Annotated in this window: 25 protein-coding genes; 19 read left to right on the forward strand and 6 right to left on the reverse strand. The window is 62.4% G+C overall.

From position 1 onward, the window contains the following. Positions 1–80 precede the first annotated feature (80 nt). From eno to ispD, 3 genes are all read left to right on the forward strand, one after another. On the forward strand, positions 81–1,370 hold the full coding sequence (gene eno, locus AC2T3R_RS05770) for a phosphopyruvate hydratase (protein ID WP_013971266.1): 1,290 nt from the start codon (positions 81–83) through the stop codon (positions 1,368–1,370). Between the two features lie 167 nt (positions 1,371–1,537). Continuing rightward, positions 1,538–1,819 carry a cell division protein FtsB gene (ftsB, locus tag AC2T3R_RS05775; RefSeq protein ID WP_004375443.1) on the forward strand — a complete coding sequence of 94 codons (282 nt, stop codon included), beginning with the start codon at positions 1,538–1,540 and terminating at the stop codon, positions 1,817–1,819. Next, positions 1,816–2,523, forward strand: coding sequence for a 2-C-methyl-D-erythritol 4-phosphate cytidylyltransferase (gene ispD, locus AC2T3R_RS05780; RefSeq protein ID WP_024086399.1), 708 nt, complete (start codon positions 1,816–1,818; stop codon positions 2,521–2,523). The genes ftsB and ispD overlap by 4 nt, the downstream gene beginning before the upstream one ends. A 130-nt stretch (positions 2,524–2,653) precedes the next feature. Here the strand turns inward: ispD and AC2T3R_RS05785 are convergent, their stop codons facing one another. Further along, the gene (locus AC2T3R_RS05785; RefSeq protein ID WP_013971269.1) at positions 2,654–3,550 is read right to left on the reverse strand and encodes a LysR substrate-binding domain-containing protein; all 897 of its coding nucleotides are present in this window, start codon (positions 3,548–3,550) and stop codon (positions 2,654–2,656) included. Between the two features lie 107 nt (positions 3,551–3,657). Between AC2T3R_RS05785 and AC2T3R_RS05790 the strand changes: the two genes are divergently transcribed. From AC2T3R_RS05790 to rpoS, 8 genes are all read left to right on the forward strand, one after another. Then, positions 3,658–4,770 (forward strand): S-(hydroxymethyl)glutathione dehydrogenase/class III alcohol dehydrogenase, encoded by a 1,113-nt coding sequence (locus AC2T3R_RS05790; RefSeq protein ID WP_013971270.1) that lies wholly within the window; start codon positions 3,658–3,660, stop codon positions 4,768–4,770. An 8-nt stretch (positions 4,771–4,778) separates the two neighbouring features. Then, positions 4,779–5,633, forward strand: a complete 855-nt coding sequence (gene fghA / locus AC2T3R_RS05795; RefSeq protein ID WP_013971271.1) for an S-formylglutathione hydrolase — start codon at positions 4,779–4,781, stop codon at positions 5,631–5,633. A 210-nt stretch (positions 5,634–5,843) separates the two neighbouring features. Beyond that, positions 5,844–6,317, forward strand: a complete 474-nt coding sequence (gene ispF / locus AC2T3R_RS05800; protein ID WP_013971272.1) for a 2-C-methyl-D-erythritol 2,4-cyclodiphosphate synthase — start codon at positions 5,844–5,846, stop codon at positions 6,315–6,317. Next, a complete protein-coding gene (gene truD, locus AC2T3R_RS05805; protein ID WP_486744770.1) occupies positions 6,314–7,372 on the forward strand; it encodes a tRNA pseudouridine(13) synthase TruD in 1,059 nt (352 codons plus the stop codon). Before ispF ends, truD begins: the two co-directional genes overlap by 4 nt. Next, positions 7,360–8,109 (forward strand): 5'/3'-nucleotidase SurE, encoded by a 750-nt coding sequence (gene surE, locus AC2T3R_RS05810; protein WP_013971274.1) that lies wholly within the window; start codon positions 7,360–7,362, stop codon positions 8,107–8,109. Before truD ends, surE begins: the two co-directional genes overlap by 13 nt. A 35-nt stretch (positions 8,110–8,144) precedes the next feature. Further along, positions 8,145–8,783: a protein-L-isoaspartate(D-aspartate) O-methyltransferase gene (locus AC2T3R_RS05815; RefSeq protein WP_015269209.1), complete on the forward strand. Its 639-nt coding sequence runs from the start codon at positions 8,145–8,147 to the stop codon at positions 8,781–8,783. Between the two features lie 217 nt (positions 8,784–9,000). Then, positions 9,001–9,858, forward strand: coding sequence for a peptidoglycan DD-metalloendopeptidase family protein (locus tag AC2T3R_RS05820; protein ID WP_410951282.1), 858 nt, complete (start codon positions 9,001–9,003; stop codon positions 9,856–9,858). Between the two features lie 108 nt (positions 9,859–9,966). Next, positions 9,967–10,974 (forward strand): RNA polymerase sigma factor RpoS, encoded by a 1,008-nt coding sequence (gene rpoS / locus AC2T3R_RS05825; RefSeq protein ID WP_013971277.1) that lies wholly within the window; start codon positions 9,967–9,969, stop codon positions 10,972–10,974. Between the two features lie 513 nt (positions 10,975–11,487). Here the strand turns inward: rpoS and fdxA are convergent. Further along, positions 11,488–11,811 (reverse strand): ferredoxin FdxA, encoded by a 324-nt coding sequence (fdxA, locus tag AC2T3R_RS05830; RefSeq protein WP_004375459.1) that lies wholly within the window; start codon positions 11,809–11,811, stop codon positions 11,488–11,490. A 140-nt stretch (positions 11,812–11,951) separates the two neighbouring features. After that, positions 11,952–14,525, reverse strand: a complete 2,574-nt coding sequence (gene mutS, locus AC2T3R_RS05835) for a DNA mismatch repair protein MutS (protein ID WP_024086401.1) — start codon at positions 14,523–14,525, stop codon at positions 11,952–11,954. Between the two features lie 271 nt (positions 14,526–14,796). Here mutS and AC2T3R_RS05840 point away from each other — a divergent pair, with 271 nt between their 5' ends. From AC2T3R_RS05840 to recX, 3 genes are all read left to right on the forward strand, one after another. Continuing rightward, the gene (locus AC2T3R_RS05840) at positions 14,797–15,279 is read left to right on the forward strand and encodes a CinA family protein (protein WP_013971338.1); all 483 of its coding nucleotides are present in this window, start codon (positions 14,797–14,799) and stop codon (positions 15,277–15,279) included. 103 nt (positions 15,280–15,382) lie between these two features. Then, the gene (recA, locus tag AC2T3R_RS05845; protein ID WP_013971339.1) at positions 15,383–16,450 is read left to right on the forward strand and encodes a recombinase RecA; all 1,068 of its coding nucleotides are present in this window, start codon (positions 15,383–15,385) and stop codon (positions 16,448–16,450) included. A gap of 21 nt (positions 16,451–16,471) precedes the next feature. Continuing rightward, positions 16,472–16,942, forward strand: a complete 471-nt coding sequence (gene recX / locus AC2T3R_RS05850) for a recombination regulator RecX (protein WP_015269215.1) — start codon at positions 16,472–16,474, stop codon at positions 16,940–16,942. Between the two features lie 49 nt (positions 16,943–16,991). Here recX and AC2T3R_RS05855 read toward each other — a convergent pair whose 3' ends face one another. After that, positions 16,992–18,110: an LOG family protein gene (locus AC2T3R_RS05855; protein ID WP_015269216.1), complete on the reverse strand. Its 1,119-nt coding sequence runs from the start codon at positions 18,108–18,110 to the stop codon at positions 16,992–16,994. Between the two features lie 162 nt (positions 18,111–18,272). On the opposite strand from AC2T3R_RS05855, the gene AC2T3R_RS05860 reads away from it, so the two are divergent. Continuing rightward, positions 18,273–18,482 (forward strand): hypothetical protein, encoded by a 210-nt coding sequence (locus tag AC2T3R_RS05860; protein WP_004375471.1) that lies wholly within the window; start codon positions 18,273–18,275, stop codon positions 18,480–18,482. Between the two features lie 14 nt (positions 18,483–18,496). On the opposite strand, the gene AC2T3R_RS05865 is transcribed toward AC2T3R_RS05860, so the two are convergent. Then, positions 18,497–18,916: a quorum-sensing-regulated virulence factor family protein gene (locus AC2T3R_RS05865; RefSeq protein WP_013971343.1), complete on the reverse strand. Its 420-nt coding sequence runs from the start codon at positions 18,914–18,916 to the stop codon at positions 18,497–18,499. Between the two features lie 220 nt (positions 18,917–19,136). Between AC2T3R_RS05865 and AC2T3R_RS05870 the strand changes: the two genes are divergently transcribed. From AC2T3R_RS05870 to AC2T3R_RS05880, 3 genes are all read left to right on the forward strand, one after another. Next, positions 19,137–19,847, forward strand: a complete 711-nt coding sequence (locus AC2T3R_RS05870) for a tRNA-uridine aminocarboxypropyltransferase (protein ID WP_013971344.1) — start codon at positions 19,137–19,139, stop codon at positions 19,845–19,847. Positions 19,848–19,925: 78 nt separating this feature from the next. Continuing rightward, positions 19,926–20,576 (forward strand): response regulator transcription factor ErdR, encoded by a 651-nt coding sequence (gene erdR / locus AC2T3R_RS05875; RefSeq protein WP_015269217.1) that lies wholly within the window; start codon positions 19,926–19,928, stop codon positions 20,574–20,576. 73 nt (positions 20,577–20,649) lie between these two features. Beyond that, the gene (locus AC2T3R_RS05880; protein WP_004375479.1) at positions 20,650–21,015 is read left to right on the forward strand and encodes a diacylglycerol kinase; all 366 of its coding nucleotides are present in this window, start codon (positions 20,650–20,652) and stop codon (positions 21,013–21,015) included. On the opposite strand, the gene finR is transcribed toward AC2T3R_RS05880, so the two are convergent. Further along, positions 21,012–21,938 (reverse strand): LysR family transcriptional regulator FinR, encoded by a 927-nt coding sequence (gene finR, locus AC2T3R_RS05885; RefSeq protein WP_004375481.1) that lies wholly within the window; start codon positions 21,936–21,938, stop codon positions 21,012–21,014. The two genes, AC2T3R_RS05880 and finR, sit on opposite strands and share 4 nt — an antisense overlap. 121 nt (positions 21,939–22,059) lie before the next feature. On the opposite strand from finR, the gene fpr reads away from it, so the two are divergent. Next, complete coding sequence (gene fpr, locus AC2T3R_RS05890; RefSeq protein ID WP_004375483.1) at positions 22,060–22,839, forward strand: ferredoxin-NADP reductase; 780 nt, start codon at positions 22,060–22,062, stop codon at positions 22,837–22,839. Positions 22,840–22,969: the final 130 nt, after the last annotated feature.

Consider the following 22,969-nt stretch of genomic DNA (forward strand, 5'->3'; position numbering starts at 1 on the left):
GCCCACTGCAAGTCCGCCCGGTGAACGGCTGGAATTTCCTAAGCTAAGTTGTTTTCGTCAATTCTGGAGTGCTTACAACAATGGCAAAAATCGTCGACATCAAAGGTCGTGAAGTTCTCGATTCGCGTGGCAACCCCACCGTGGAAGCCGATGTACTGCTCGACAACGGCATCATCGGCAGCGCCTGCGCGCCGTCCGGTGCTTCCACTGGCTCGCGCGAAGCGCTGGAGCTGCGTGATGGCGACAAGAGCCGTTACCTGGGCAAGGGCGTGCTGAAGGCTGTTGCCAACATCAACGGCCCGATCCGTGACCTGCTGCTGGGCAAGGACCCTGCCGACCAGAAGGCCCTGGACCGCGCCATGATCGAGCTGGACGGTACCGAGAACAAGGCCAAGCTGGGCGCCAACGCCATCCTGGCCGTTTCCCTGGCTGCCGCCAAGGCCGCTGCCCAGGACCAGGACCTGCCGCTGTACGCGCACATCGCCAACCTGAACGGCACCCCTGGCCAGTACTCGATGCCGGTACCGATGATGAACATCATCAACGGTGGCGAGCACGCCGACAACAACGTCGACATCCAGGAGTTCATGGTACAGCCGGTTGGCGCCAAGACCTTCTCCGACGGCCTGCGCATGGGTACCGAAATCTTCCACCACCTCAAAGCCGTGCTCAAGGCCCGTGGTCTGAACACCGCCGTTGGTGACGAAGGTGGTTTCGCCCCTAACCTGGCTTCCAACGAAGACGCCTTGGGCGCCATCGCCGAAGCTGTCGAGAAAGCCGGCTACAAGCTGGGCACCGACGTGACCCTGGCCTTGGACTGCGCGGCTTCCGAGTTCTACGAAGACGGCAAGTACAACCTGTCCGGCGAAGGCAAGTCGTTCGACGCTGAAGGCTTTGCCGAGTACCTGAAAGGCCTGACCGAGCGCTTCCCGATCATTTCGATCGAAGACGGCCTGGACGAGTCCGACTGGGCTGGCTGGAAGATCCTCACCGACAAGATCGGTGCCAAGGTGCAGCTGGTTGGCGACGACCTGTTCGTGACCAACACCAAGATCCTCAAGGAAGGCATCGAGAAGGGCATCGGTAACTCGATCCTGATCAAGTTCAACCAGATCGGTTCGCTGACCGAAACCCTGGAAGCCATCCAGATGGCCAAGGCTGCTGGCTACACCGCAGTGATTTCGCACCGCTCCGGTGAAACCGAAGACTCGACCATTGCCGACCTGGCCGTGGGTACTGCTGCCGGCCAGATCAAGACTGGCTCGCTGTGCCGTTCCGACCGCGTTTCCAAGTACAACCAACTGCTGCGCATCGAAGAGCAACTGGGTGCCAAAGCGGTTTACCGCGGTCGTGCCGAGTTTCGCGGTTAAGCAAGAGATGGTAAAAAGACAGCAGCCGGAGTTGTGGGAACGTTCGTACTGAACTTTCCTACATTTCAACGGGTTTCTGTCGACGAAGCCTGGCCTCGGCCAGGCTTCGTGCTATTCGAGGCCCGGAAGTAAAAATACCCGGCAGCCTTTTTAACCTGGATAACGTGATGCGCAGTCCCTATTGGTTGTTCCTCGTCCTGCTCCTGCTGCTGGGTGGCCTGCAGTACCGCCTGTGGGTGGGTAATGGCAGCCTGGCGCAAGTGACCGAGCTGAAGCAGCAGATTGCTGAGCAGCATGCCGAAAACGAGCGCTTGCTCGAGCGCAATCGCGTGCTCGATGCCGAAGTGCTGGAGCTGAAAAAAGGCATGGAGACCGTTGAAGAGCGGGCTCGCCACGAATTGGGAATGGTCAAAGAGGGCGAAACCCTCTTCCAGTTGCCACAGAAATGATCGAAACGTTACCGGCCTTCTGGGCCGTGATTCCTGCTGCGGGCGTAGGTGCCCGCATGGCTGCCGACCGCCCCAAGCAGTACCTGGAGCTGGCCGGGCAAACCATTATCGAGCACAGCCTCGACTGTTTTCTTGGCCACCCGATGCTCAAGGGCGTGGTGGTCAGCATTGCCGAAGATGACCCGTACTGGCCTCGCCTGCGCTGCGCCAGCGACCCGCGCATCCAGCGTGCCGCGGGTGGTCGAGAGCGTGCCGACTCAGTGCTCAATGCCTTGCTGGTGCTGCATGCTCACGGGGCTGCGGACAGTGATTGGGTGCTGGTACACGATGCTGCACGACCGAACCTGGCGCGCAGCGATCTGGACAAGCTGTTGTCGGAGCTGGCGGACGACCCGGTGGGTGGCCTGCTGGCGGTGCCGGCGCGCGATACCCTCAAGCGGGCCGATGCTGATGGCCGGGTGGGCGCTACCGTAGACCGCAGTACCATCTGGCAGGCCTATACACCGCAGATGTTCCGCCTTGGGGCGTTGCATCAGGCGCTGGCCGAGTGCCTTGTGTCGGATGTGCTGGTGACCGACGAGTCCTCTGCCATCGAGTGGTCCGGCCAGGCGCCGCGGCTGGTCGAAGGGCGCAGCGACAACATCAAGGTGACCCGGCCGGAAGATCTGGAGTGGTTGCGCCAGCGTTGGGCAGGGCGCCGCTGAGGCTTTGACCAGTGCTGGTTTCTTCGCGGGCATGCCCACTCCCACAGGTACAGCGCCAGCCTGAAGGTATGCGCAGGACCTGTGGGAGCGGGCGAGCCCGCGAAGAGGCCAGACCAGCCAGCACAAGGTTTCAGTTCAAGCGATACTCCGGCAACCCCGCCAACCCTTCCTTCAGGTAATCCACCAGCCGACGCACCTTCGGCGACAGGTGCCGCTGCTGCGGATACAGCGCCCACACCGCGGTATTCGGTGGCTGGTGCGCCTCAAGCAACGACACCAGTGCACCACTGTTCAAGTGCTCCAGCACGTAGTAATCCGGCAACTGGCACAACCCCATCCCCTGCAGCGCCGCGTCCAGCACCGCCTGCCCGCTGTTGCAACGCCAGTTTCCTTGCACACGCTGGCTGATCTCGCGACCATCCTGCTGCAGCGCCCACAGGTCCGAACTGCCTACCAGGCAGTTGTGCCGGGCCAGTTCCGAAAGGCTGTGCGGCCGACCATAACGTTCCAGGTAGTCCGGCGAAGCACACAGGTACATGCGCCTGGGCGCCAGGCGGGTTGCCACCAATCGCGAGTCGGCCAGCCGGCCCAGGCGGATGGCCAGGTCCATGCCTTCATGCACCAGGTCGAGGGTATGGTTGCTCAGTTCCACTTCCACCCGCAGCTGCGGGTACAGCGCCATGAACCGTGTCACCAGCGGCACGATGAAGCGCTCGCCATAGGCCACCGCGCAGGTCATGCGCAGCAACCCCTTGGGCTCGCTGGCCAGATCGCCCATGGCGCGCAGGGCTTCCTCGCGGCCATCCTGCAGGCGCTGGCAGTGCTGCAGGAACGTCTGCCCGGCCTCGCTCAGGGTCACCCGCCGGGTGCTGCGGTACAGCAGGCGCGTCTGCAGCCGTTCCTCCAGCCGGGCGATCTGCCGGCTGATGTGCGACGAGGAAACCCCCAGGCGCTCTGCGGCCGCGGTGAACTGGCCCGACTCGGCCACGGCGACGAACTCGTCGATGCCTTCCCAGCGGCTGCTCATTGATTATCCCTGTATGGCAATAATGTTTTGTCTTTGGCCTGATTATTCATCAAAAGGCGGTGAATTACACTGCCAGACTGAATCGACACTCTGTCTGGAGACCTTTGATGATCAAGTCCCGTGCTGCCGTAGCTTTCGAAGCCAAGAAACCCCTGGAAATCGTCGAAGTCGACGTGGCCATGCCCAAGGCCGGTGAAGTGCTGCTGCGGGTGGTCGCCAGCGGTGTCTGCCACACCGACGCCTACACCCTGTCGGGCGCCGACCCGGAGGGCATCTTCCCGTCGATCCTCGGTCACGAAGGTGGCGCGATCGTCGAGGCGGTAGGCGAGGGCGTCACCTCGGTCGCCGTCGGTGACCACGTCATTCCGCTGTACACCCCGGAATGCGGCAAGTGCAAGTTCTGCCTCTCGGGCAAGACCAACCTTTGCCAGGCCATCCGCGCCACCCAGGGCAAGGGCCTGATGCCGGACGGCACCACGCGCTTCTCCTACAAAGGCCAGCAACTGTTCCACTACATGGGTACCTCGACCTTCTCCGAGTACACCGTGCTGCCGGAAATTTCCGTGGCCAAGATCCAGAAAGAAGCGCCGCTGGAAAAGGTCTGCCTGCTGGGTTGCGGCGTCACCACCGGTATCGGCGCGGTGCTCAACACCGCCAAGGTCAAGGCGGGTGACACCGTGGCCATCTTCGGTCTGGGCGGCATCGGCCTGTCGGCAGTGATCGGTGCGGTCAAGGCCAAGGCGTCGCGCATCATTGCCATCGATATCAACCCGGCCAAGTTCGAGATCGCCCGTCAGCTGGGTGCTACCGACTGCATCAACCCGAAAGACTACGACCGCCCGATCCAGGAAGTGATCGTCGACCTCACCGACGGCGGCGTGGACTTCTCGTTCGAGTGCATCGGCAACGTGCAGCTGATGCGTGCTGCGCTGGAATGCTGCCACAAGGGCTGGGGTGAGTCGGTGATCATCGGCGTGGCCGGTGCCGGCCAGGAAATCGCCACCCGTCCGTTCCAGCTGGTCACCGGTCGCGTATGGCGTGGTTCGGCGTTCGGTGGCGTGCGTGGTCGCAGCGAGCTGCCGAGCTACGTGGAAATGTCCGAGAAGGGCGAGATCCCGCTGGATACCTTCATTACCCACACCATGGGCCTGGAAGACATCAACAAGGCCTTCGACCTGATGCATGAAGGCAAGAGTATCCGCAGTGTCATCCACTTCTGAGGTTTGCCATGAGCCTGGATAACATCTCCTGCCAGAAGAGCTTCGGCGGCTGGCACAAGCGTTACCGGCATCACTCCAAGGTGCTGGGTTGCGACATGGTGTTCGCCGTCTACCTGCCGCCGCAGGCCGAACAGGGCGAGAAGCTGCCGGTGCTGTACTGGCTCAGCGGCCTCACCTGCACCGACGAGAACTTCATGCAGAAAGCCGGCGCCCAGCGCTTGGCCGCGGAGCTTGGGTTGATCATCGTAGCCCCCGACACCAGCCCGCGTGGTGAGCAGGTGCCGAGCGACCCGGACGGTGCCTGGGACTTCGGCCTGGGTGCCGGGTTCTACCTCAATGCCACTCAGCAGCCCTGGGCCCAGCACTACCGCATGCACGACTATGTGGTGGAGGAATTGCCCGCGTTGATCGAGGCGCACTTCCCGGCTTCGGGCGAGCGCAGCATCAGTGGCCACTCCATGGGTGGGCATGGCGCGCTGGTGTGCGCCTTGCGCAACCCGGGGCGCTACCGCTCGGTGTCGGCGTTTTCGCCGATCAGCAACCCGATGGATTGCCCGTGGGGCGAGAAAGCCTTCAGCCGCTACCTGGGTGAAGACCGGGCGCGCTGGCGCGAGTGGGATGCCAGCGTGCTGCTGGCCGAGGCTCCGGCCGGCGAATGCCCGCCGTTGCTGGTGGACCAGGGCGACCGCGACGACTTCCTCGAGAAGCAGCTCAAGCCTGAAGCCCTGGAGCAGGCGGCACGCAAAGGTGGGCATGAACTGACCCTGCGCCTGCAGCCTGGCTATGACCACAGCTACTACTTCATCGCCAGCTTCATCGAGGAGCACCTGCGTCATCATGCGGTGGCCTTGGGGCGGGTGTAAGGCGTAGCTGTGGTGCTCGCTTCATCGCCTGTAGGAGCAGCCTTGTGCTGCGAATGGGCTGCGAAGCAGACCCTGGGTCTAACGCTATCGCCGATATTGCCGGGGCCGCTTTGCGGCCCATTCGCAGCACAAGGCTGCTCCTACAACGACGGCCCCAATACTGGCTAAAGCAGGTAGAATCACGCCCTGACTCATTCAGGGCGTTTTTCTATGCGTATTGGCCACGGCTACGATGTGCACCGTTTCTGCGACGGTGATTTCATTACCCTGGGCGGGGTGCGTATCCCCCACAAATACGGCCTCCTGGCCCACTCCGATGGCGACGTGCTGCTGCACGCCCTGAGCGATGCCTTGCTTGGCGCGGCGGCGCTGGGTGACATCGGCAAACATTTCCCCGACACCGATCCGCAGTTCAAGGGCGCCAACAGCCGTGTTCTGCTGCGCCATGTGGTCGGCATCGTCCAGGCCAAGGGCTGGAAGGTCGGCAACATCGACGCCACCATCGTCGCCCAGGCGCCGAAGATGGCACCGCACATCGAAACCATGCGCAAACTGATCGCCGAAGACCTGCAGGTCGAACTCGACCAGGTCAATGTCAAGGCTACCACCACCGAGAAGCTCGGCTTCACCGGCCGCGAGGAGGGCATCGCCGTGCATTCGGTAGCCCTGCTGCTGCCAGCATGACCGAACTGGAACTGCTGGGCCCGCGCGCATCGGGCGAACCACTGGGTACCGCCGTCCTCAAGGCGGTGGCCGAGGATTTCCAGGTCGACGAAGTACTGGACATCCCCCTCTCGGGCCAGGGCGAACACCTGTGGCTGTGGGTCGAGAAGCGTGACCTGAACACCGAGGAGGCGGCCCGCCGCCTGGCCCGTGCCGCTGGGGTGCCGGTGCGCACGATCAGCTACGCCGGCCTCAAGGACCGCCAGGCCCTGACCCGCCAGTGGTTCAGCCTGCACCTGCCCGGCAAGGCCGACCCGGACCTGTCGCGTGCCGAGGATGCCAGCCTGCGTGTGCTCAAGCAGGTGCGCCACCAGCGCAAGCTGCAGCGCGGTGCGCATTCGGCCAACGGCTTCACGCTGCGCCTGACTGCCCTGGCTGCCGATCACCAGGCGGTGGATGCACGCCTGGAACAGCTCAAGCAGCACGGTGTGCCGAATTATTTCGGCACCCAGCGCTTCGGCCACGGTGGCGGCAACGTTCACGACGCTCTTGATTGGGCCGCACGCAAGGCCCTGCCCGAACAGCGCAACATGCGTTCGCGGTTGCTCTCGGCCGGGCGCAGCTACCTGTTCAACCAGGTGCTGGCAGCCCGTGTTGCCGACGGCAGCTGGGCGCGTGCGCAGGTGGGCGACCTGTTGGCGTTCACCACGAGTCGTAGCTTCTTTCCTGCTGGGGAGTCGGAATGTTCCGATCCTCGGCTGGCGATTCTTGACCTGCATCCGACCGGCCCGCTGTGGGGGGCAGGCGATTCGCCGGCTACGGGGAGTACTGCGCAACAAGAGGATGCGATCGCCGCACGGCAGCCGGCACTTTGCCAGTGGCTGGCCTTGGCGGGCATGGATCACGAACGACGCATTCTGCGGCTCCCTATTGGCGGTCTTACGTGGCATTATCCCGAGCCTGATATCCTGCAACTGGAATTCGTCCTTCCGGCCGGATGTTTCGCCACCGTGGTGGTGCGCGAAATCGTGGATCTGGTGTCGGCGGGGCAGACGGACAGCTCATGCGTATTCTGATTTCGAACGACGACGGTGTTACCGCACCCGGCATCGCCGCGCTGCATGCTGCGCTGGTGGATTACGCCGAGTGCGTGGTTATTGCCCCGGATCAAGACAAGAGCGGCGCCAGCAGTTCGCTGACGCTGGACCGGCCACTGCACCCGCAGACTTTGGCCAATGGCTTCATCAGCCTCAACGGCACGCCGACCGACTGCGTGCATCTGGGGCTCAATGGGCTGTTGCCACAGGCGCCGGACATGGTTGTGTCGGGGATCAACCTCGGTGCCAACCTGGGTGACGACGTGCTCTATTCGGGCACGGTCGCGGCCGCGTTGGAAGGCCGTTTCCTCGGCGGTACCTCGCTGGCGTTTTCGCTGTTGTCGCGCCAGCCGGACAACCTGCCCACCGCGGCCCACATCGCCCGCCGCCTGGTCGAGGCTCAGTCGCGCCTGGCCTTGCCACCGCGCACCGTGCTCAACGTCAATATCCCCAACCTGCCGCTGGAGCACATTCGTGGCATCCAGCTCACCCGCCTCGGTCACCGGGCGCGGGCGGCGGCGCCGACCAAGGTGGTCAACCCACGCGGCAAGGAAGGCTACTGGATCGCTGTCGCCGGGGATGCCGAGGACGGTGGCCCGGGGACCGACTTCCACGCGGTGATGCAAGGCTATGTATCGATCACTCCGCTGCAGCTCGACCGCACCTTCAGTGATGCCTTCGAGCAGCTCGACGGTTGGCTGGAGGGCCTGCTCTGATGCGCGAGGACGATATGCTGCGGCGTGGCATCGGCATGACCTCCCAGCGCACGCGGGAGCGGCTGATCCAGCGCCTGTGCGAGGAGGGCGTTTCGAACACCAAGGTGCTCGACGTCATCCGTCGTACCCCGCGCCACCTGTTCGTCGACGAGGCGCTGGCGCATCGCGCCTACGAAGACACCGCGCTGCCGATCGGCCACAACCAGACGATCTCGCAACCGTTCATGGTTGCCCACATGAGTGAACTGCTGCTCGAGGCCGGGCCGTTGGACAAGGTGCTGGAGATCGGCACCGGCTCGGGCTACCAGACGGCAATTCTGGCTCAGTTGGTCGAGCGGGTGTTCTCGGTGGAACGCATCAAGGTGTTGCAGGACCGGGCCAAGGAGCGCCTGGTGGAACTGAACCTGCGCAACGTGGTGTTCCGCTGGGGGGATGGTTGCGAAGGCTGGCCGGCGCTGGCGCCGTACAACGGCATCATCGTCACCGCCGTAGCGCCGGAAGTGCCGCAGGCACTGCTCGACCAGCTTGCGCCGGGTGGTCGTATGGTGATTCCGGTGGGCCCAGCCGGCGAAACCCAGCAGCTGATGCTGATCGTGCGCGAGGAGCATGGATTCTCCCGCCGCGTGCTGGGGGCCGTGCGCTTCGTACCGCTGCTCAACGGCCCGCTGGCCTGAACACTGCTGGTTCGAACCGCGCGATATTTTTGCGCCAGCACCGAATTCTTGCAGCAACGCCCTGTCTATCTGGCGGGGTGAAGCGCTATCGCACAGCGTGTTGCAAGGCTTTGCAGCAGTCTTTCACCAACCCTGCCAATGCGGGCGGGCTTGGTTATAATTGCAATAATATTGCATTTGTTGTCATTTCGTTTTCGGCACCATGAGGGGAGCGCGGGTGGGTCACACAGTCATTCGGCAGCGCAAGGACGGGTCGGGTTTCACGCTTCTGGTGATTGCACTGGCCATGGGCACGCTACTGGTAGGTTGCTCGAGCACCAGCAGCAACAGCGCGCGGGTGGTCGATCGCAACAACACCGTGCCCAAGCGCCCGGCAGTAACCACCGGGCAGTACATCGTCAAACCTGGCGATACGCTGTTCTCCATCGCCTTCCGTTATGGCTGGGACTACAAGGAGCTGGCTGCGCGCAACGGTATCGCGGCGCCTTACACCATTCGCCCGGGGCAAGCGATTCGTTTCAGCAGCGGCTCTACCGGCAGCACCATGGTGGTGTCCAGCCCGTCGTCGTCGAGCAAGACCACGGTCATCCGGCGGCCTGTGGGAAGCACCAGCACACCTCCTGGCAACACCAGCAAACCGGCCACGCCGGCAGCCTCCAGCAGCGCCCCGGTGGTCGCCACGGTGCCTGCCGCGGAGCGTGCGGTAGGTGGCTGGACCTGGCCTGCCAACGGCGTGCTGATTGGAAAATTCGCTTCAAACGGTAGTTTGAATAAAGGCATTGATATCGCCGGTGATTTGGGACAGCCTGTTTTTGCTGCGTCTGATGGTGCAGTGGTGTACGCCGGGAGTGGCTTGAGGGGCTACGGCGAACTGATCATCATCAAGCACAGCGATACCTACGTCAGTGCCTACGGCCATAACCGCAGGCTGTTGGTTCGGGAGGGGCAGCAGGTCAAGGCAGGGCAGTCGATTGCTGAAATGGGGTCCACGGGCACAGATCGGGTGAAGCTGCATTTCGAGATTCGCCGCCAGGGCAAACCCGTCGATCCGCTCCAGTTCCTGCCACGTCGTTGACCGTTGTACCCGGCCTGTTCCTGTGATGTAGAGGGGACAGGCTCCAGCGCTGCCAGGGAGATAGGTGCCGCTCGAGTCTGAGTTCGAACTCAGCAAAGGACTATAACAATGGCTCTCAGTAAAGAAGTGCCGGAGTTTGACATCGACGATGACCTGCTTCTGATGGAGACGGGAATCGTTTTGGAAACGGATGTGGTGTCAGACGAACCTGCTGTATCTTCGGTTCGGACGAGGGCCAAGTCGGGCTCTTCGCTCAAGCAACACAAGTACATCGATTACAGCCGGGCGCTCGATGCCACCCAGTTGTATCTCAACGAGATAGGATTCTCGCCTCTGCTTTCGCCGGAAGAGGAAGTGCACTTTGCGCGACTGTCGCAAAAGGGCGACCCTGCCGGCCGCAAGCGCATGATCGAAAGCAACCTGCGCCTGGTTGTAAAAATTGCCCGTCGTTACGTGAACCGCGGCCTGTCGCTGCTCGACCTGATCGAGGAGGGCAACCTTGGGCTGATCCGTGCGGTCGAGAAGTTCGACCCGGAGCGTGGTTTCCGGTTCTCGACCTATGCGACCTGGTGGATTCGCCAGACCATCGAGCGGGCGATCATGAACCAGACCCGCACCATTCGCCTGCCGATCCACGTGGTCAAGGAACTGAACGTCTACCTGCGCGCTGCGCGCGAGCTGACCCAGAAACTGGACCACGAACCCTCGCCAGAAGAAATAGCCACGCTGCTGGAGAAGCCGGTCGCAGAGGTCAAGCGCATGCTCGGCCTGAACGAGCGGGTGTCTTCGGTGGATGTGTCGCTCGGCCCAGACTCGGACAAGACCCTGCTCGATACCTTGACCGACGACCGCCCGACCGACCCATGCGAACTGCTGCAGGATGATGACCTGTCGCAGAGCATCGACCAGTGGCTGGGCGAGTTGACCGACAAGCAGCGTGAAGTGGTGGTGCGCCGCTTTGGCTTGCGCGGGCATGAAAGCAGCACCCTGGAAGATGTTGGACTGGAGATTGGCCTGACCCGCGAACGGGTGCGACAGATCCAGGTCGAGGGGCTCAAGCGTTTGCGTGAGATTCTCGAGAAGAACGGCCTGTCCAGTGAGTCGTTGTTCCAGTAGCGGAAGCCTGTAGCACAAAACGCCCCGATGATTTCGGGGCGTTTTTGTATGCCTGTCTGAAATTGCCGGGGCGCGCGCAGTGCAGCCCCAAAAGACAGATATCGTTTATGTACCGCGCTACCCCAATAACATTGCGTGTAAGCCTTTGCTTACTTGTTCTGTAAGCCTTCTATGTACGCTTCAGTAAATCATTGTCGTATCCAGATCCTGCGTTTTCCCAACTCATTGAAAATCCGGACTTATTCAGCTGTGAGGAGATGTGTCACCTGCAACACCCTGTGAGGTTTCGCGGTTGCCGGCCAGGCTCAAGTCGCTAGTATTCGAACTGTGCACAGGGACATGCACAGGCTTTCAGGAGGAAAGCCAGGGACATCGCAAGACGCGATTTCATCAGGATGATGTTTGGGACAAGCAGGGACTACGGAAAAAATGTGGGCGGGTCAAACCGCCCCTTTTTTTTGCCCGCAGAAAACAAAAAAGGCCCCAAAGGGCCTTTTTAGTGTCCGGACGCTATCAGCGCTCCAGATCGGCAATCTTGCCAGTCTTGCCATCCCATTCCTCAGCGTCCGGCAAGGCGTCCTTACGCTCGGTGATGTTCGGCCAGATTTCCGCCAGTTCGGCGTTCAGCTCGATGAAGTTTTCCATGCCCGCAGGCACTTCGTCTTCCGAGAAGATGGCTTGCGCTGGGCATTCCGGCTCGCACAGGGCACAGTCGATGCACTCGTCCGGGTGGATGACCAGGAAGTTCGGGCCTTCGTAGAAGCAGTCCACCGGACAGACTTCCACGCAGTCGGTGTATTTGCATTTGATGCAGTTGTCGGTGACGACGAAGGTCATTTCTAATTCTCTCCTCAGGCGACGGCGGCGGCCCTTCCTCTCAGGGCCGCGCGGTTTACGGGTATGTGGCTGCAGGCCAGGCTAATAACCTGCAGCACCAGCAAACCGCGGCGGATTCTACCAGCTTGTAGTGGGCGCCGTTATAACAGGTTCTTTAGTTGATATAGCATTTCGATAGCTTGACGCGGGGTCATTTCGTCCAGCTGCAGCTTGCCCAGCTTCTCTATGGCCGGGTGTGGCAGGCTGGCGAACAGGTCACTCTGGTGCGGGACCTGTGGCACGTCCTTGGCCTTTTGGGCCGTGGGTTGTTCATGCGGCAGGCTGGTGGTTTCCAGCCTCGCCAAGTGTTCACGGGCACGCTGGATGACGGCCGTCGGCACGCCGGCCAGCTGCGCCACGGCCAGGCCGTAGCTCTGGCTGGCAGGACCAGGCAGCACGTGGTGCAGGAATACGATGCGTTCGTTGTGTTCGGTGGCGTTCAGGTGCACGTTGGCCACCAGTGGCTCGCTTTCCGGCAGCACGGTGAGTTCGAAGTAGTGCGTGGCGAACAGCGTGTAGGCGCGCAGCTGGGCCAGGCGCTCTGCGGCGGCCCAGGCCAGCGACAGGCCGTCGAAGGTACTGGTGCCGCGGCCCACTTCGTCCATCAGCACCAGACTGCGGTCGGTGGCGTTGTGCAGGATGTTGGCGGTTTCGCTCATCTCGACCATGAAGGTCGAGCGGCCGCCGGCCAGGTCGTCGCTGGAGCCGATGCGGGTGAAGATGCGGTCGACCAGCGACAGCTCGCAGCTGGCAGCCGGCACGAAGCTGCCGATATGCGCCAGCAGCACGATCAGGGCGGTCTGGCGCATGTAGGTGGACTTACCGCCCATGTTCGGGCCGGTGATGATCAGCATGCGCGTGCTGTTGTCCAAGCCCAGGTCGTTGGCCACGAACGGTGTGGTCAGTACCTGTTCCACCACTGGGTGACGGCCCTGCTCGATGCGCAGGCACGGCTCGTCTACGAAGCGTGGGCAGTTCAGGTCGAGGTTCAGTGCTCGTTCGGCCAGGTTGCTGAGCACGTCCAGTTCGGCCAGGGCGGCGGCGCTGTCCTGCAGCGGTGCCAGGTGGCTGATCAGGGTTTCCAGCAGGGCATCGTAGAGCATCTTCTCGCGGGCCAGGGCGCGGCTCTTGGCCGACAGTGCCTTGTCCTCGAACGCCTTCAGCTCCGGGGTGATGAAGCGCTCGGCGCCCTTTAGGGTCTGGCGGCGGATGTAGTCACCCGGGGCCTGCTCGGCCTGCTTGGTCGGTAGTTCGATGAAGTAGCCGTGCACCCGGTTGTAGCCGACCTTGAGGTTGGCAAGGCCAGTACGGGCCTTTTCCCGCGCTTCCAGATCGATCAGGAATTGGCCGGCGTTTTCGCTGATCGCCAGCAACTCGTCCAGTTCGTTGTCATAGCCGGCTTTGAGCACGCCGCCATCGCGGATCACCGCCGGCGGGTTGTCTATGATCGCCCGCTCCAGCAGGCTGGCCAGTTCGGGATAGGTGCCGGTAATGGCGGCCAGACGCGCCAGGTGCGGTGCCTCCAGCTCGGCCATGGCATTCTGCAACTCGGGCAGCGCCCCAAGTGCATCGCGCAGGCGTGCCAGATCGCGTGGGCGGGCGTTGCGCAGGCCGATACGGGCGAGAATCCGCTCGATATCGCCAATTTCCTTGAGCTGCGGCTGCAGCTTCTCGAAGCGGTAGCCGTCGAGCAGGCAGCGGATCGAGTCCTGGCGCGCCTGCAGCACCTTGAGATCGCGCAACGGGCGGTTCAACCAGCGGCTCAGCAAACGGCTGGCCATGGCGGTCTGGCAGCGGTCGATCACCGACTGCAGGGTGTTGTCTCGGCCGCCGGCCAGGTTGATGTCCAGCTCCAGGTTGCGGCGGCTGGCACCGTCGAGAATGACCGTGTCGTCCAGGCGTTCGTGGCGCAGGCTGCGCAGGTGTGGCAGGGCGGTGCGCTGGGTTTCCTTGGCATAGATCAGCAGGCAACCGGCGGCACCGATGGCCAGGGTCAGCTTGTCGCAGCCAAAGCCCTTGAGGTCCTTGGTCGCGAACTGCTGGCACAGGGCCTTGCGCGCCGAGTCGCGGTCGAAGTCCCATGGCGCACGGCGACGGGCGCCCGGTCGTTTCTCGGCAGGCAGGTCGCGCGGCCAGTCGTCGGGGATCAACAGTTCGACCGGGTTGAGGCGCTCGAGCTCGGCCAGCAGGTTTTCCCAGCCCTTGATCTCCTGCACGCTGAAGTTGCCACTGGTGATGTCCAGTACGGCCAGGCCGAACAGGCGCTCGTCCCCGAGCAGCGCGGCAATCAGGTTGTCGCGACGCTCGTCGAGCAGGGCCTCGTCGCTGACCGTACCCGGGGTGATGATGCGCACCACCTGGCGTTCCACCGGGCCCTTGCTGGTGGCGGGGTCGCCAATCTGCTCGCAGATCACCACCGATTCGCCGAGCTTGACCAGCTTGGCCAGGTAGCCTTCCAGCGAATGGAACGGAATCCCGCACATGGGGATGGACTGGCCGGCCGACTGACCGCGCGCGGTCAGGGTGATGTCCAGCAGCTTTGCGGCTTTTTTCGCATCTTCGTAGAAGATCTCGTAGAAGTCGCCCATGCGGTAGAACATCAGCTGGTCCGGGTGCTGGTTCTTCAGCTTCCAGTACTGCTGCATCATCGGGGTGTGTGCGGAGAAATCGGAAATTGCTTTATTCATCAATGGCTTAAAAAGTAGGTCTCAATATTGTGGGGCAAATTGGGGCGTTCTGTGTTGCATGCGCGACGCCGAGACCCACCGGATTTTCAAGCCGCATAGGTTAACACGGCTACCCGGCGGGCTGTACCTGCGATATTCCGCCCGGCGCCCCTGCCGTGGCCGGTAGTGGCCTGGAACAAGTGATGTGCGAGACCGAAGCGGGCGCCCATCCCACCTCACCAAGATGCTAGGGTAGAAGCCTGCCTCCAAGGAGCCCGACATGGACCCGATCACTACGCTTGCCACCCGCCTGGGTGAACACCTGCGCCGCTTCAACGCGCAGGTGACCACCGCCGAATCCTGCACCGGTGGCGGCATCGCCGAGGCCATCACCCGCGTGCCCGGCAGCTCGGCCTGGTTCGAGGCTGGGTACGTGACCTATTCCAACATCCAGAAAACCCGTCAGCTGGGAGTGCCCGCGGCGTTGTTCGGCCAGGTTGGCGCGGTCAGCCAGGAAGTGGTCGAAGCCATGGTCCGCGGCGCCCAGGCCGCCAGCGGCGCGCGCTTTGCCGTGGCGGTGAGCGGCGTGGCCGGGCCGGACGGTGGTTCGCCGGCCAAACCGGTGGGGACCGTGTGGCTGGCCTGGGCCGATGGCAACCATGTATTCAGCGAGCGGCGCCAGTTCGACGGCGACCGCGAGGCGGTGCGTCGACAGACGGTGATCGCCGCGTTAGACGGCTTGTTACAGCTTGGTGCCGAGTAAATCGACGACAGGGGTTTGCGCGGGCGCCTGCCTGTGGAATAATACTGGCTACTTATACAGGTATTCCGGCCGTCAGGGCCAAGTCGAACACGTGAGGATTTCAATGGACGACAACAAGAAGCGCGCCTTGGCTGCGGCCCTGGGTCAGATCGAACGCCAATTCGGCAAGGGCGCCGTCATGCGCATGGGCGACCACGAGCGCCAGGCTATCCCTGCCATCTCCACCGGCTCGCTGGGCCTGGACATCGCCCTGGGCATCGGCGGCCTGCCAAAAGGCCGTATCGTCGAGATCTACGGCCCGGAGTCGTCGGGTAAGACTACGCTGACCCTGTCGGTCATCGCCGAAGCCCAGAAAAACGGCGCCACCTGCGCCTTCGTCGACGCCGAACACGCCCTCGACCCCGAGTACGCCGGCAAGCTGGGCGTCAACGTCGACGACCTGCTGGTTTCGCAGCCGGACACCGGCGAACAGGCCCTGGAAATCACCGACATGCTGGTGCGTTCCAACGCCGTTGACGTGATCATCGTCGACTCCGTGGCCGCCTTGGTACCGAAGGCCGAGATCGAAGGCGAGATGGGTGACATGCACGTGGGTCTGCAGGCGCGCCTGATGTCCCAGGCGCTGCGCAAGATCACCGGTAACATCAAGAACGCCAACTGCCTGGTCATCTTCATCAACCAGATCCGTATGAAGATCGGTGTGATGTTCGGCAGCCCGGAAACCACCACCGGTGGTAACGCCCTGAAGTTCTACGCCTCGGTGCGTCTGGATATTCGCCGTACCGGTGCGGTCAAGGAAGGCGACGAGGTGGTCGGTAGCGAAACCCGCGTCAAGATCGTCAAGAACAAGGTTTCGCCGCCATTCCGTCAGGCTGAGTTCCAGATCCTCTACGGCAAGGGTATCTACCGTAACGGCGAGATCATTGACCTGGGTGTTTCCCAAGGCCTGGTCGAGAAATCCGGTGCCTGGTACGCCTACCAAGGCAACAAGATCGGTCAAGGCAAAGCAAACGCCGCGAAGTACCTTGCTGAGAACCCGGCTATTGGCGCCGAGATTGAGAAGCAGATTCGCGAGAAGCTGCTGACCGCTGGTGCTGTTGCGGCTGCTGGCAAGGCTGCTGCTGCCGAAGCCGATGCCGATGACATGGCCGACGCTGACGCCGGCTATTGATTGCGCGGTAGATAGCCGAACATGTCCGCCGTACTCGACACCCCCGTCGCCATCCGGCGGACAGCCATGGACCTGCTTGCGCGACGTGAGCACGGTCGCGTCGAGCTGACGCGCAAGTTGCGTCAGCGCGGCGCTTCGGACGAGTTGATTGGGCCTGAACTCGATCGGCTCGCCGAAGAAGGGTTGCTTAGCGAAGCCCGCTACCTCGAAAGTTTCATCCGGTACCGTTCAAGCTCCGGCTATGGCCCTGCGCGTATTCGCGAAGAGCTAGGCCAGCGCGGTTTGGCGCGTGCTGATATCGAGCAGGCGCTACGCGAGAGCGAGGTGGACTGGGGCGAGCGCATGCGTGACGTATGGCAGCGCAAGTTTGCCGGGCAGCGCCCGCAAGATCCCCGCGGCCGTGCCCAGCAGACCCGGTTTCTGGCTTACCGGGGTTTCCCCATGGACATGATCGGCCGGCTGCTCAGTGGGCGTGATCGCGACGATTACTGAGGGCTGGGGCCGTTTTGCAGTCCTTTGCGGGAGCGGACCTGTGTCACGATCAACTGACCTTCAACGCCTCCCTGGCCCGCTGCGTCGTATGCATGGGCTGCGGCTTGGCCCAGTTCTCCGGCAGGTTGATGAAATCCACCAGCTCGCGCAGCCTGCCCTGATCCCGGCCATTGAAGGCAAATGACAAGCGGGTCAGGTGGTTGAAGTTGCCCACTTCGTGCTCGGCGCTGCTGTCAGGTTGCTGGTGGTACTTGCCACTCAAACGCAAATCGGCAAAGCCTTCCTGGATGTCATACAGCGCCGCTTCGCTGAGCGGGTGATGCATGCGGATCACGAACTGGCTCTTCAGCCAGCGGCTGGAGTGGTAGTTGCTGTAGAACTGGTTGATTTCCTCCACTGCCTCGTCAGCGCTGTGCACCAGGCGCAGCAGTTTCAGGTCGCTGGGCAAGATGTAGCGGTTTTCCTCCAGTTGGCGGCTGATGAAGTCCAGGCAGTCGCGCCAGAAGCTGCCACCTGGTGAGTCCAGCAGCACCACCGGTACCAGCGGGCTCTTGCCGGTCTGGATCAGGGTCAGCACCTCCAATGCTTCATCCAAAGTGCCGAAACCACCCGGGCACAGCACCAGGCCATCGGCCTCCTTGACGAAGAACAGCTTGCGGATGAAGAAGAAATGGAACGGCAGCAGCTTGTCGGTGCCATCTACCGTGGGGTTGGCGTGTTGTTCGAAGGGTAGGGTGATGTTGAATCCCAGGCTGTGGTCGCTGCCGGCGCCTTCGTGGGCGGCTGCCATGATGCCGCCGCCGGCACCGGTTATTACCATCAGGTCGGAGCGCGCCAGGGTTGCGCCCAGTTCGCGGGCCAGGGCGTACATCGGGTGTTCCAGCGGGGTGCGCGCCGAGCCGAACACGGTCACCTTGCGGCGGTCCTTGTAGCGTTCCAGGGTGCGGAACGAATGGTCCAGTTCGCGCAGGGCCTGCAGGGTGATCTTGGCGCTCCAGCGGTCGGTGTCGTCATGGGCCATGCGCAGGATGGTCAGCATCATGTCGCGGTACAGCGCCAGGTTGGGGCTGTTCGGTGCCACCAGTTGCAGTTGTGCGTCGATGTTGCTCAGGTCGATGTTGTTGTCGCGGAAATGGCTGAACAGCAGTTCACTCGATTGGTAAGGCATGCAACGTCTCCTTCTGCACCTATACCTCTGACCTCAATCTAGACCCTTGCGCTCAATCCTGCCGGGGGTGTTCGACACAGCCGCCCGTCGGCATGCAGCCACGGGGGATGCGGGTTTGGTTAACTGGGTAAAGCGAAACGTGTCGATGCAGGAGGTGGCGGTATGCATCGCTTGATCATCGAAGTTGACCGGCAGCTTTACCAGCAGCTGGAGAATGCGGCCCAGATGCATCACCTGAGCCTGGAGAACGAGTGCCGGCGCAGGCTGTCGGGGCTGGAATGCCAGTCGCGCTACCTGCAGGCGCTGCTGGCAGAGATGCGCGCTGATGCCGCTGAGGGGCGCTGGTGCGCCCGTGAAGACGAGAAGGCGTAGCGATCCGAGCTGGTTTACTTCTTCTTGTTGCCGGCCACGCAGCTGGCGTTGTCGAACGCCTGGTCCATGATCGGTTGATTGGTCTTGTATACCGTGAAGCGGTAGACCATCACCGCGCCTTTGGACATCAGGTTACGGAAACCGCTGTTGCGGCAGACGCTATCACCCAGCTGGCTGCGGACCTGTTCGGGGTTGGCCTGCATGCGCGCGGCATGGTCTTGGCGCACGCTCAGGTGGTTGACCAGTGCCTTGCCTTCCACCGTGTAACCTTGGTCGAGGATGTCCTCGTTGATGGCTCGCGGGGTGCCGACACTGCTCTCTTTGGCAACCTTCTGCAACATGTTGTTCAGGTCGTATTCCTGCTTGGAAGCCGCCTGGGCTGCCAGGGGCAGGGCGAGCAACAGGCTCAGGGCGGGGACGATACGGCGCAGCATGAATCTCTCCTGGTTCGATGACTGGCGCTTTGACATGCGCGGGTCGACGGCGTTCCCTGAAAATCGCGCAGGCGCGAGGCTGGGGTACGGTAAAGCAGCGATTATAAGGACCGCGTCGCCACCTGCACAGCAATTGCCCCCTGTTCTGGTAGACTGGCGCCCTTAGTTTTCTCCGAGTCATCCTTGTGTCCATTCCCAACCTGTCCAGAGGCCTGCCGGCATGAGCCATGCGGTAGCGCGCCTGCGCGCCGAACGCCTGGCTCGCAGCAACAAGCCCTTCATCGCCCGTGGTTCACGTGCCGAACGCTGCCCCGATTGCCGGGTCATTGCCACTCATTGCCTGTGCGCCTGGAAGCCCCGGGTGCAGGCCGAGTCCGGCGTGTGCCTGCTGATGCATGACACCGAGCCGCTCAAGCCCACCAATACCGGTTGGCTGATTGCCGACCTGATCGAGGACACCTCGGCTTTCGGCTGGCTGCGCACTTCGGTAGACGAACGCTTGCTGGCGTTGCTGGACGACCCGCGTTGGCAGCCCTACATCGTCTTCCCCGGCGAATTCGTTGCCCAGGAGCGAGTGGTCAGCGAGGTAGTGCGTGAGCCCGGCAAGCGTCCGCTGTTCATCCTGCTGGATGCCACCTGGACCGAAGCGCGCAAGATGTTCCGCAAAAGCCCGTACCTTGATCGCTTCCCGGTGTTGAGCCTGCAGGCCGAGCAGATGTCCCGCTACCGCCTGCGCCGCTCCAAGCGCGATGATCACTTCTGTACCGCGGAAGTCGCGGCCATGTGCCTGGACCTTGCCGGCGATACCCAGGCCTCGCAGGCGCTGGACGCCTACCTGGATGTGTTCAGCCTGCATTACCTGAGCGGCAAGCGTCGCCTGCCGCTGGACGAGCAGGACGACACCCACCAGCGTTTGCATACCTTCCTATAGTCCAAGGGGCACAACCCCTGCTTTGGTTCATAATGACCCTTAACCGAGTGCCCGACACAGAACAGGATCCCCAGATCGATGGCCACTTACGAAATCCTGATTGCCGATGACCACCCGCTGTTCCGTGGCGCCTTGCGCCAGGCCGTTACCCTCGGCCTGGGCCCGGATGTACGCCTGGTAGAAGTTGCCAGCATTGCCGAACTGGAAACCCGTCTGAGCGAAAAAGACAACTGGGACCTGGTGTTGCTGGACTTGAACATGCCGGGTGCCTACGGTTTTTCCGGGCTGGTGCTGCTGCGCGGGCAATACCCGCAGATCCCCGTGGTGATGGTATCGGCGCAGGAAGAGGCTGCAGTGGTGGTCAAGTCCCGCGAATTTGGCGCCAGTGGCTTCATTCCCAAGTCCAGCACCCTGGAAGTGATCCAGGATGCGGTGCGCAAGGTGCTCGATGGTGAGGTCTGGTGGCCGCCGCAGGCGTTCGAAAAGGTCGATGTCTCGGCCGAAGCCAAGGCCGCCAGCGAAGGCCTTGCCAGCCTCACGCCGCAGCAGTTCCGGGTGCTGACCATGGTCTGCGAAGGGTTGCTGAACAAGCAGATCGCCTATGAGCTGAACGTGTCGGAAGCAACCATCAAGGCTCACGTGACGGCGATCTTCCGCAAGCTGGGTGTGCGTACCCGCACCCAGGCGGCGTTGTTGCTGCAACAACTTGAATCGGTTGCCAGCAGCTGAGTGGGCGTGGCTTCACGCTTTTTTTACCCGTGCCGGTCTAGTCTGCTGGCCTTTCCGCTGTGAAGTGACTCACATGACATCGCCATTCAAGGGCCAGACTGGCCTCAAACGTATCTTCAACGCCGCCGGATATTCGCTGGATGGGCTGCGCGCTGCTTTCAAGGGTGAGGCCGCGTTCCGCCAACTGGTGCTGCTCAACGTGCTGCTGGTCCCGATTGCCTTCTGGCTGCCGGTCAGCCGTGCAGAGCGTGCAATCATGATCGCCGTTTGCCTGTTGGGCTTGATCGTCGAATTGTTCAACTCGGCGGTGGAGGCAGCCATCGATCGTATTTCGCTGGAGCGCCACCCACTGTCGAAAAACGCCAAGGACATGGGCAGCGCCGCGCAGCTGGTGGCACTGACCATGGTGGCGCTGGTGTGGGGTGTGATCCTGCTTTAAGCGATCGGTGGCAACACGATCTCGTCACTGCGTGTGAAACCCGCGGTGAAGTTGCGGCACAGTTCGAGAAATTCGCGCATGGCCGAGGTCTGGTACTTCTGTTTGTGCCAGATGAAGTAGAACTGGCGCATCAGGTCCAGCTCCGGGGTTTCCACCGCTACCAGGCTGCCGCGGCGGAAGGCGTCACGCAGGGCAAGGCGCGAGATGCAGCCGATGCCCAGGCCCGACTCCACCGCGCGCTTGATGGCTTCGGTGTGTTCCAGCTCCAGGCGGATGTTGAGGTTGGTGCGGTGGTGGCGCATGGCCTGGTCGAAAGTCAGGCGCGTGCCTGAGCCCTGTTCGCGCAGGATCCACGCCTCCTGGGACAAGGTCTGTACATCGGCGCGTCCCAGTTTGGCCAGCGGATGCTGTGGCGCGCAGAACACCACAAGTTCGTCCTCGACCCAGGGCTGCACTTCCAGGTCCGGGTGGTTGCAATCGCCTTCGATCAGACCCAGATCAATTTCGTAATGCGCCACCTGTTGCACGATATGCGCGGTGTTCTGCACATGCAGCTTCACCTGGCTTTCCGGGTGCACCTGCATGAAGCTGCCGATCAGCAGGGTGGCCAGGTAGTTGCCGATGGTCAGCGTGGCGCCGACTGCCAGCGAGCCGAAACCGGACTTGCCGTTGAGCAGGTCTTCGATTTCCTTGGCCTGGTCGAGCAGGGCCACTGCCTGCGGCAACAGTTGCTGGCCCAGGGCGTTGAGGCTCAGGCGCTTGCCGGCCCGGTCGAACAGCTGGCAGCTGGACTGTCGCTCAAGCTCGGTGATCGAGGTGCTGGCGGCCGACTGTGACAAGGCCAACACACTGGCGGCGCGGGAAACGCTCTGGTGCTGGGCCACGGCAACGAAGACTTGCAGTTGACGAAGTGTAAATCGCATATCGATATAACCGATAACACATATCTTGATAATCCAGTTAACAGATATTGTCGCTGCCCCTAAACTATCGCGCAACTGCGCGTCTTGCGCGCGCCGCGTCTTTCTTCAGGAGCCCCATTAAATGAGCAACATGAACCACGAACGTGTCCTCAGTGTGCACCACTGGAACGACACCCTGTTCAGCTTCAAGTGCACCCGCGACCCGGGCCTGCGCTTCGAGAACGGTCAGTTCGTGATGATCGGCCTGCAACAAGAAAGCGGCCGTCCGCTCATGCGCGCCTATTCCATCGCCTCGCCGAACTGGGAAGAGCACCTGGAGTTCTTCAGCATCAAGGTGCCGGACGGTCCGCTGACCTCGCAGCTGCAGCACCTGAAGGAAGGCGACGAGATCATCATCAGCAAGAAGCCTACCGGTACCCTGGTACTCGACGACCTGAACCCGGGCAAGCATTTGTACCTGCTGAGCACCGGCACTGGCCTGGCACCGTTCATGAGTGTCATCCAGGACCCGGAAACCTACGAGCGCTTCGAGAAAGTGATCCTGGTGCACGGCGTGCGCTACGTGAACGAAGTGGCCTACCGCGAGTTCATCACCGAGCACCTGCCGCAGAACGAGTTCTTCGGTGAGTCGGTTCGCGACAAGCTGATCTACTACCCGACCGTGACCCGTGAACCGTTCGAGAACCAGGGCCGCCTGACCGACCTGATGCGCAGCGGCAAGCTGTTCAGCGACATCGGCCTGCCACCGATCAACCCGCAGGACGACCGCGCGATGATCTGCGGCAGCCCGAGCATGCTCGACGAAACCAGCGAAGTGCTGGACAGCTTCGGTCTGAAGATTTCCCCGCGCATGCGCGAGCCGGGTGACTACCTGATCGAGCGAGCCTTCGTCGAGAAGTAAGGCGCAGGCTGATGCAAAAGAAGGCGACCCCCGGGTCGCCTTTCTTGTGCCTGTGATTCATATATCGCCTGTACCGGCCCTTTCGCGGGCTTGCCCGCTCCCACAGGGATATCACAAGGCCTGAGGTCAG

The organism is Pseudomonas sp. PVC-5-1, from assembly GCF_057444345.1.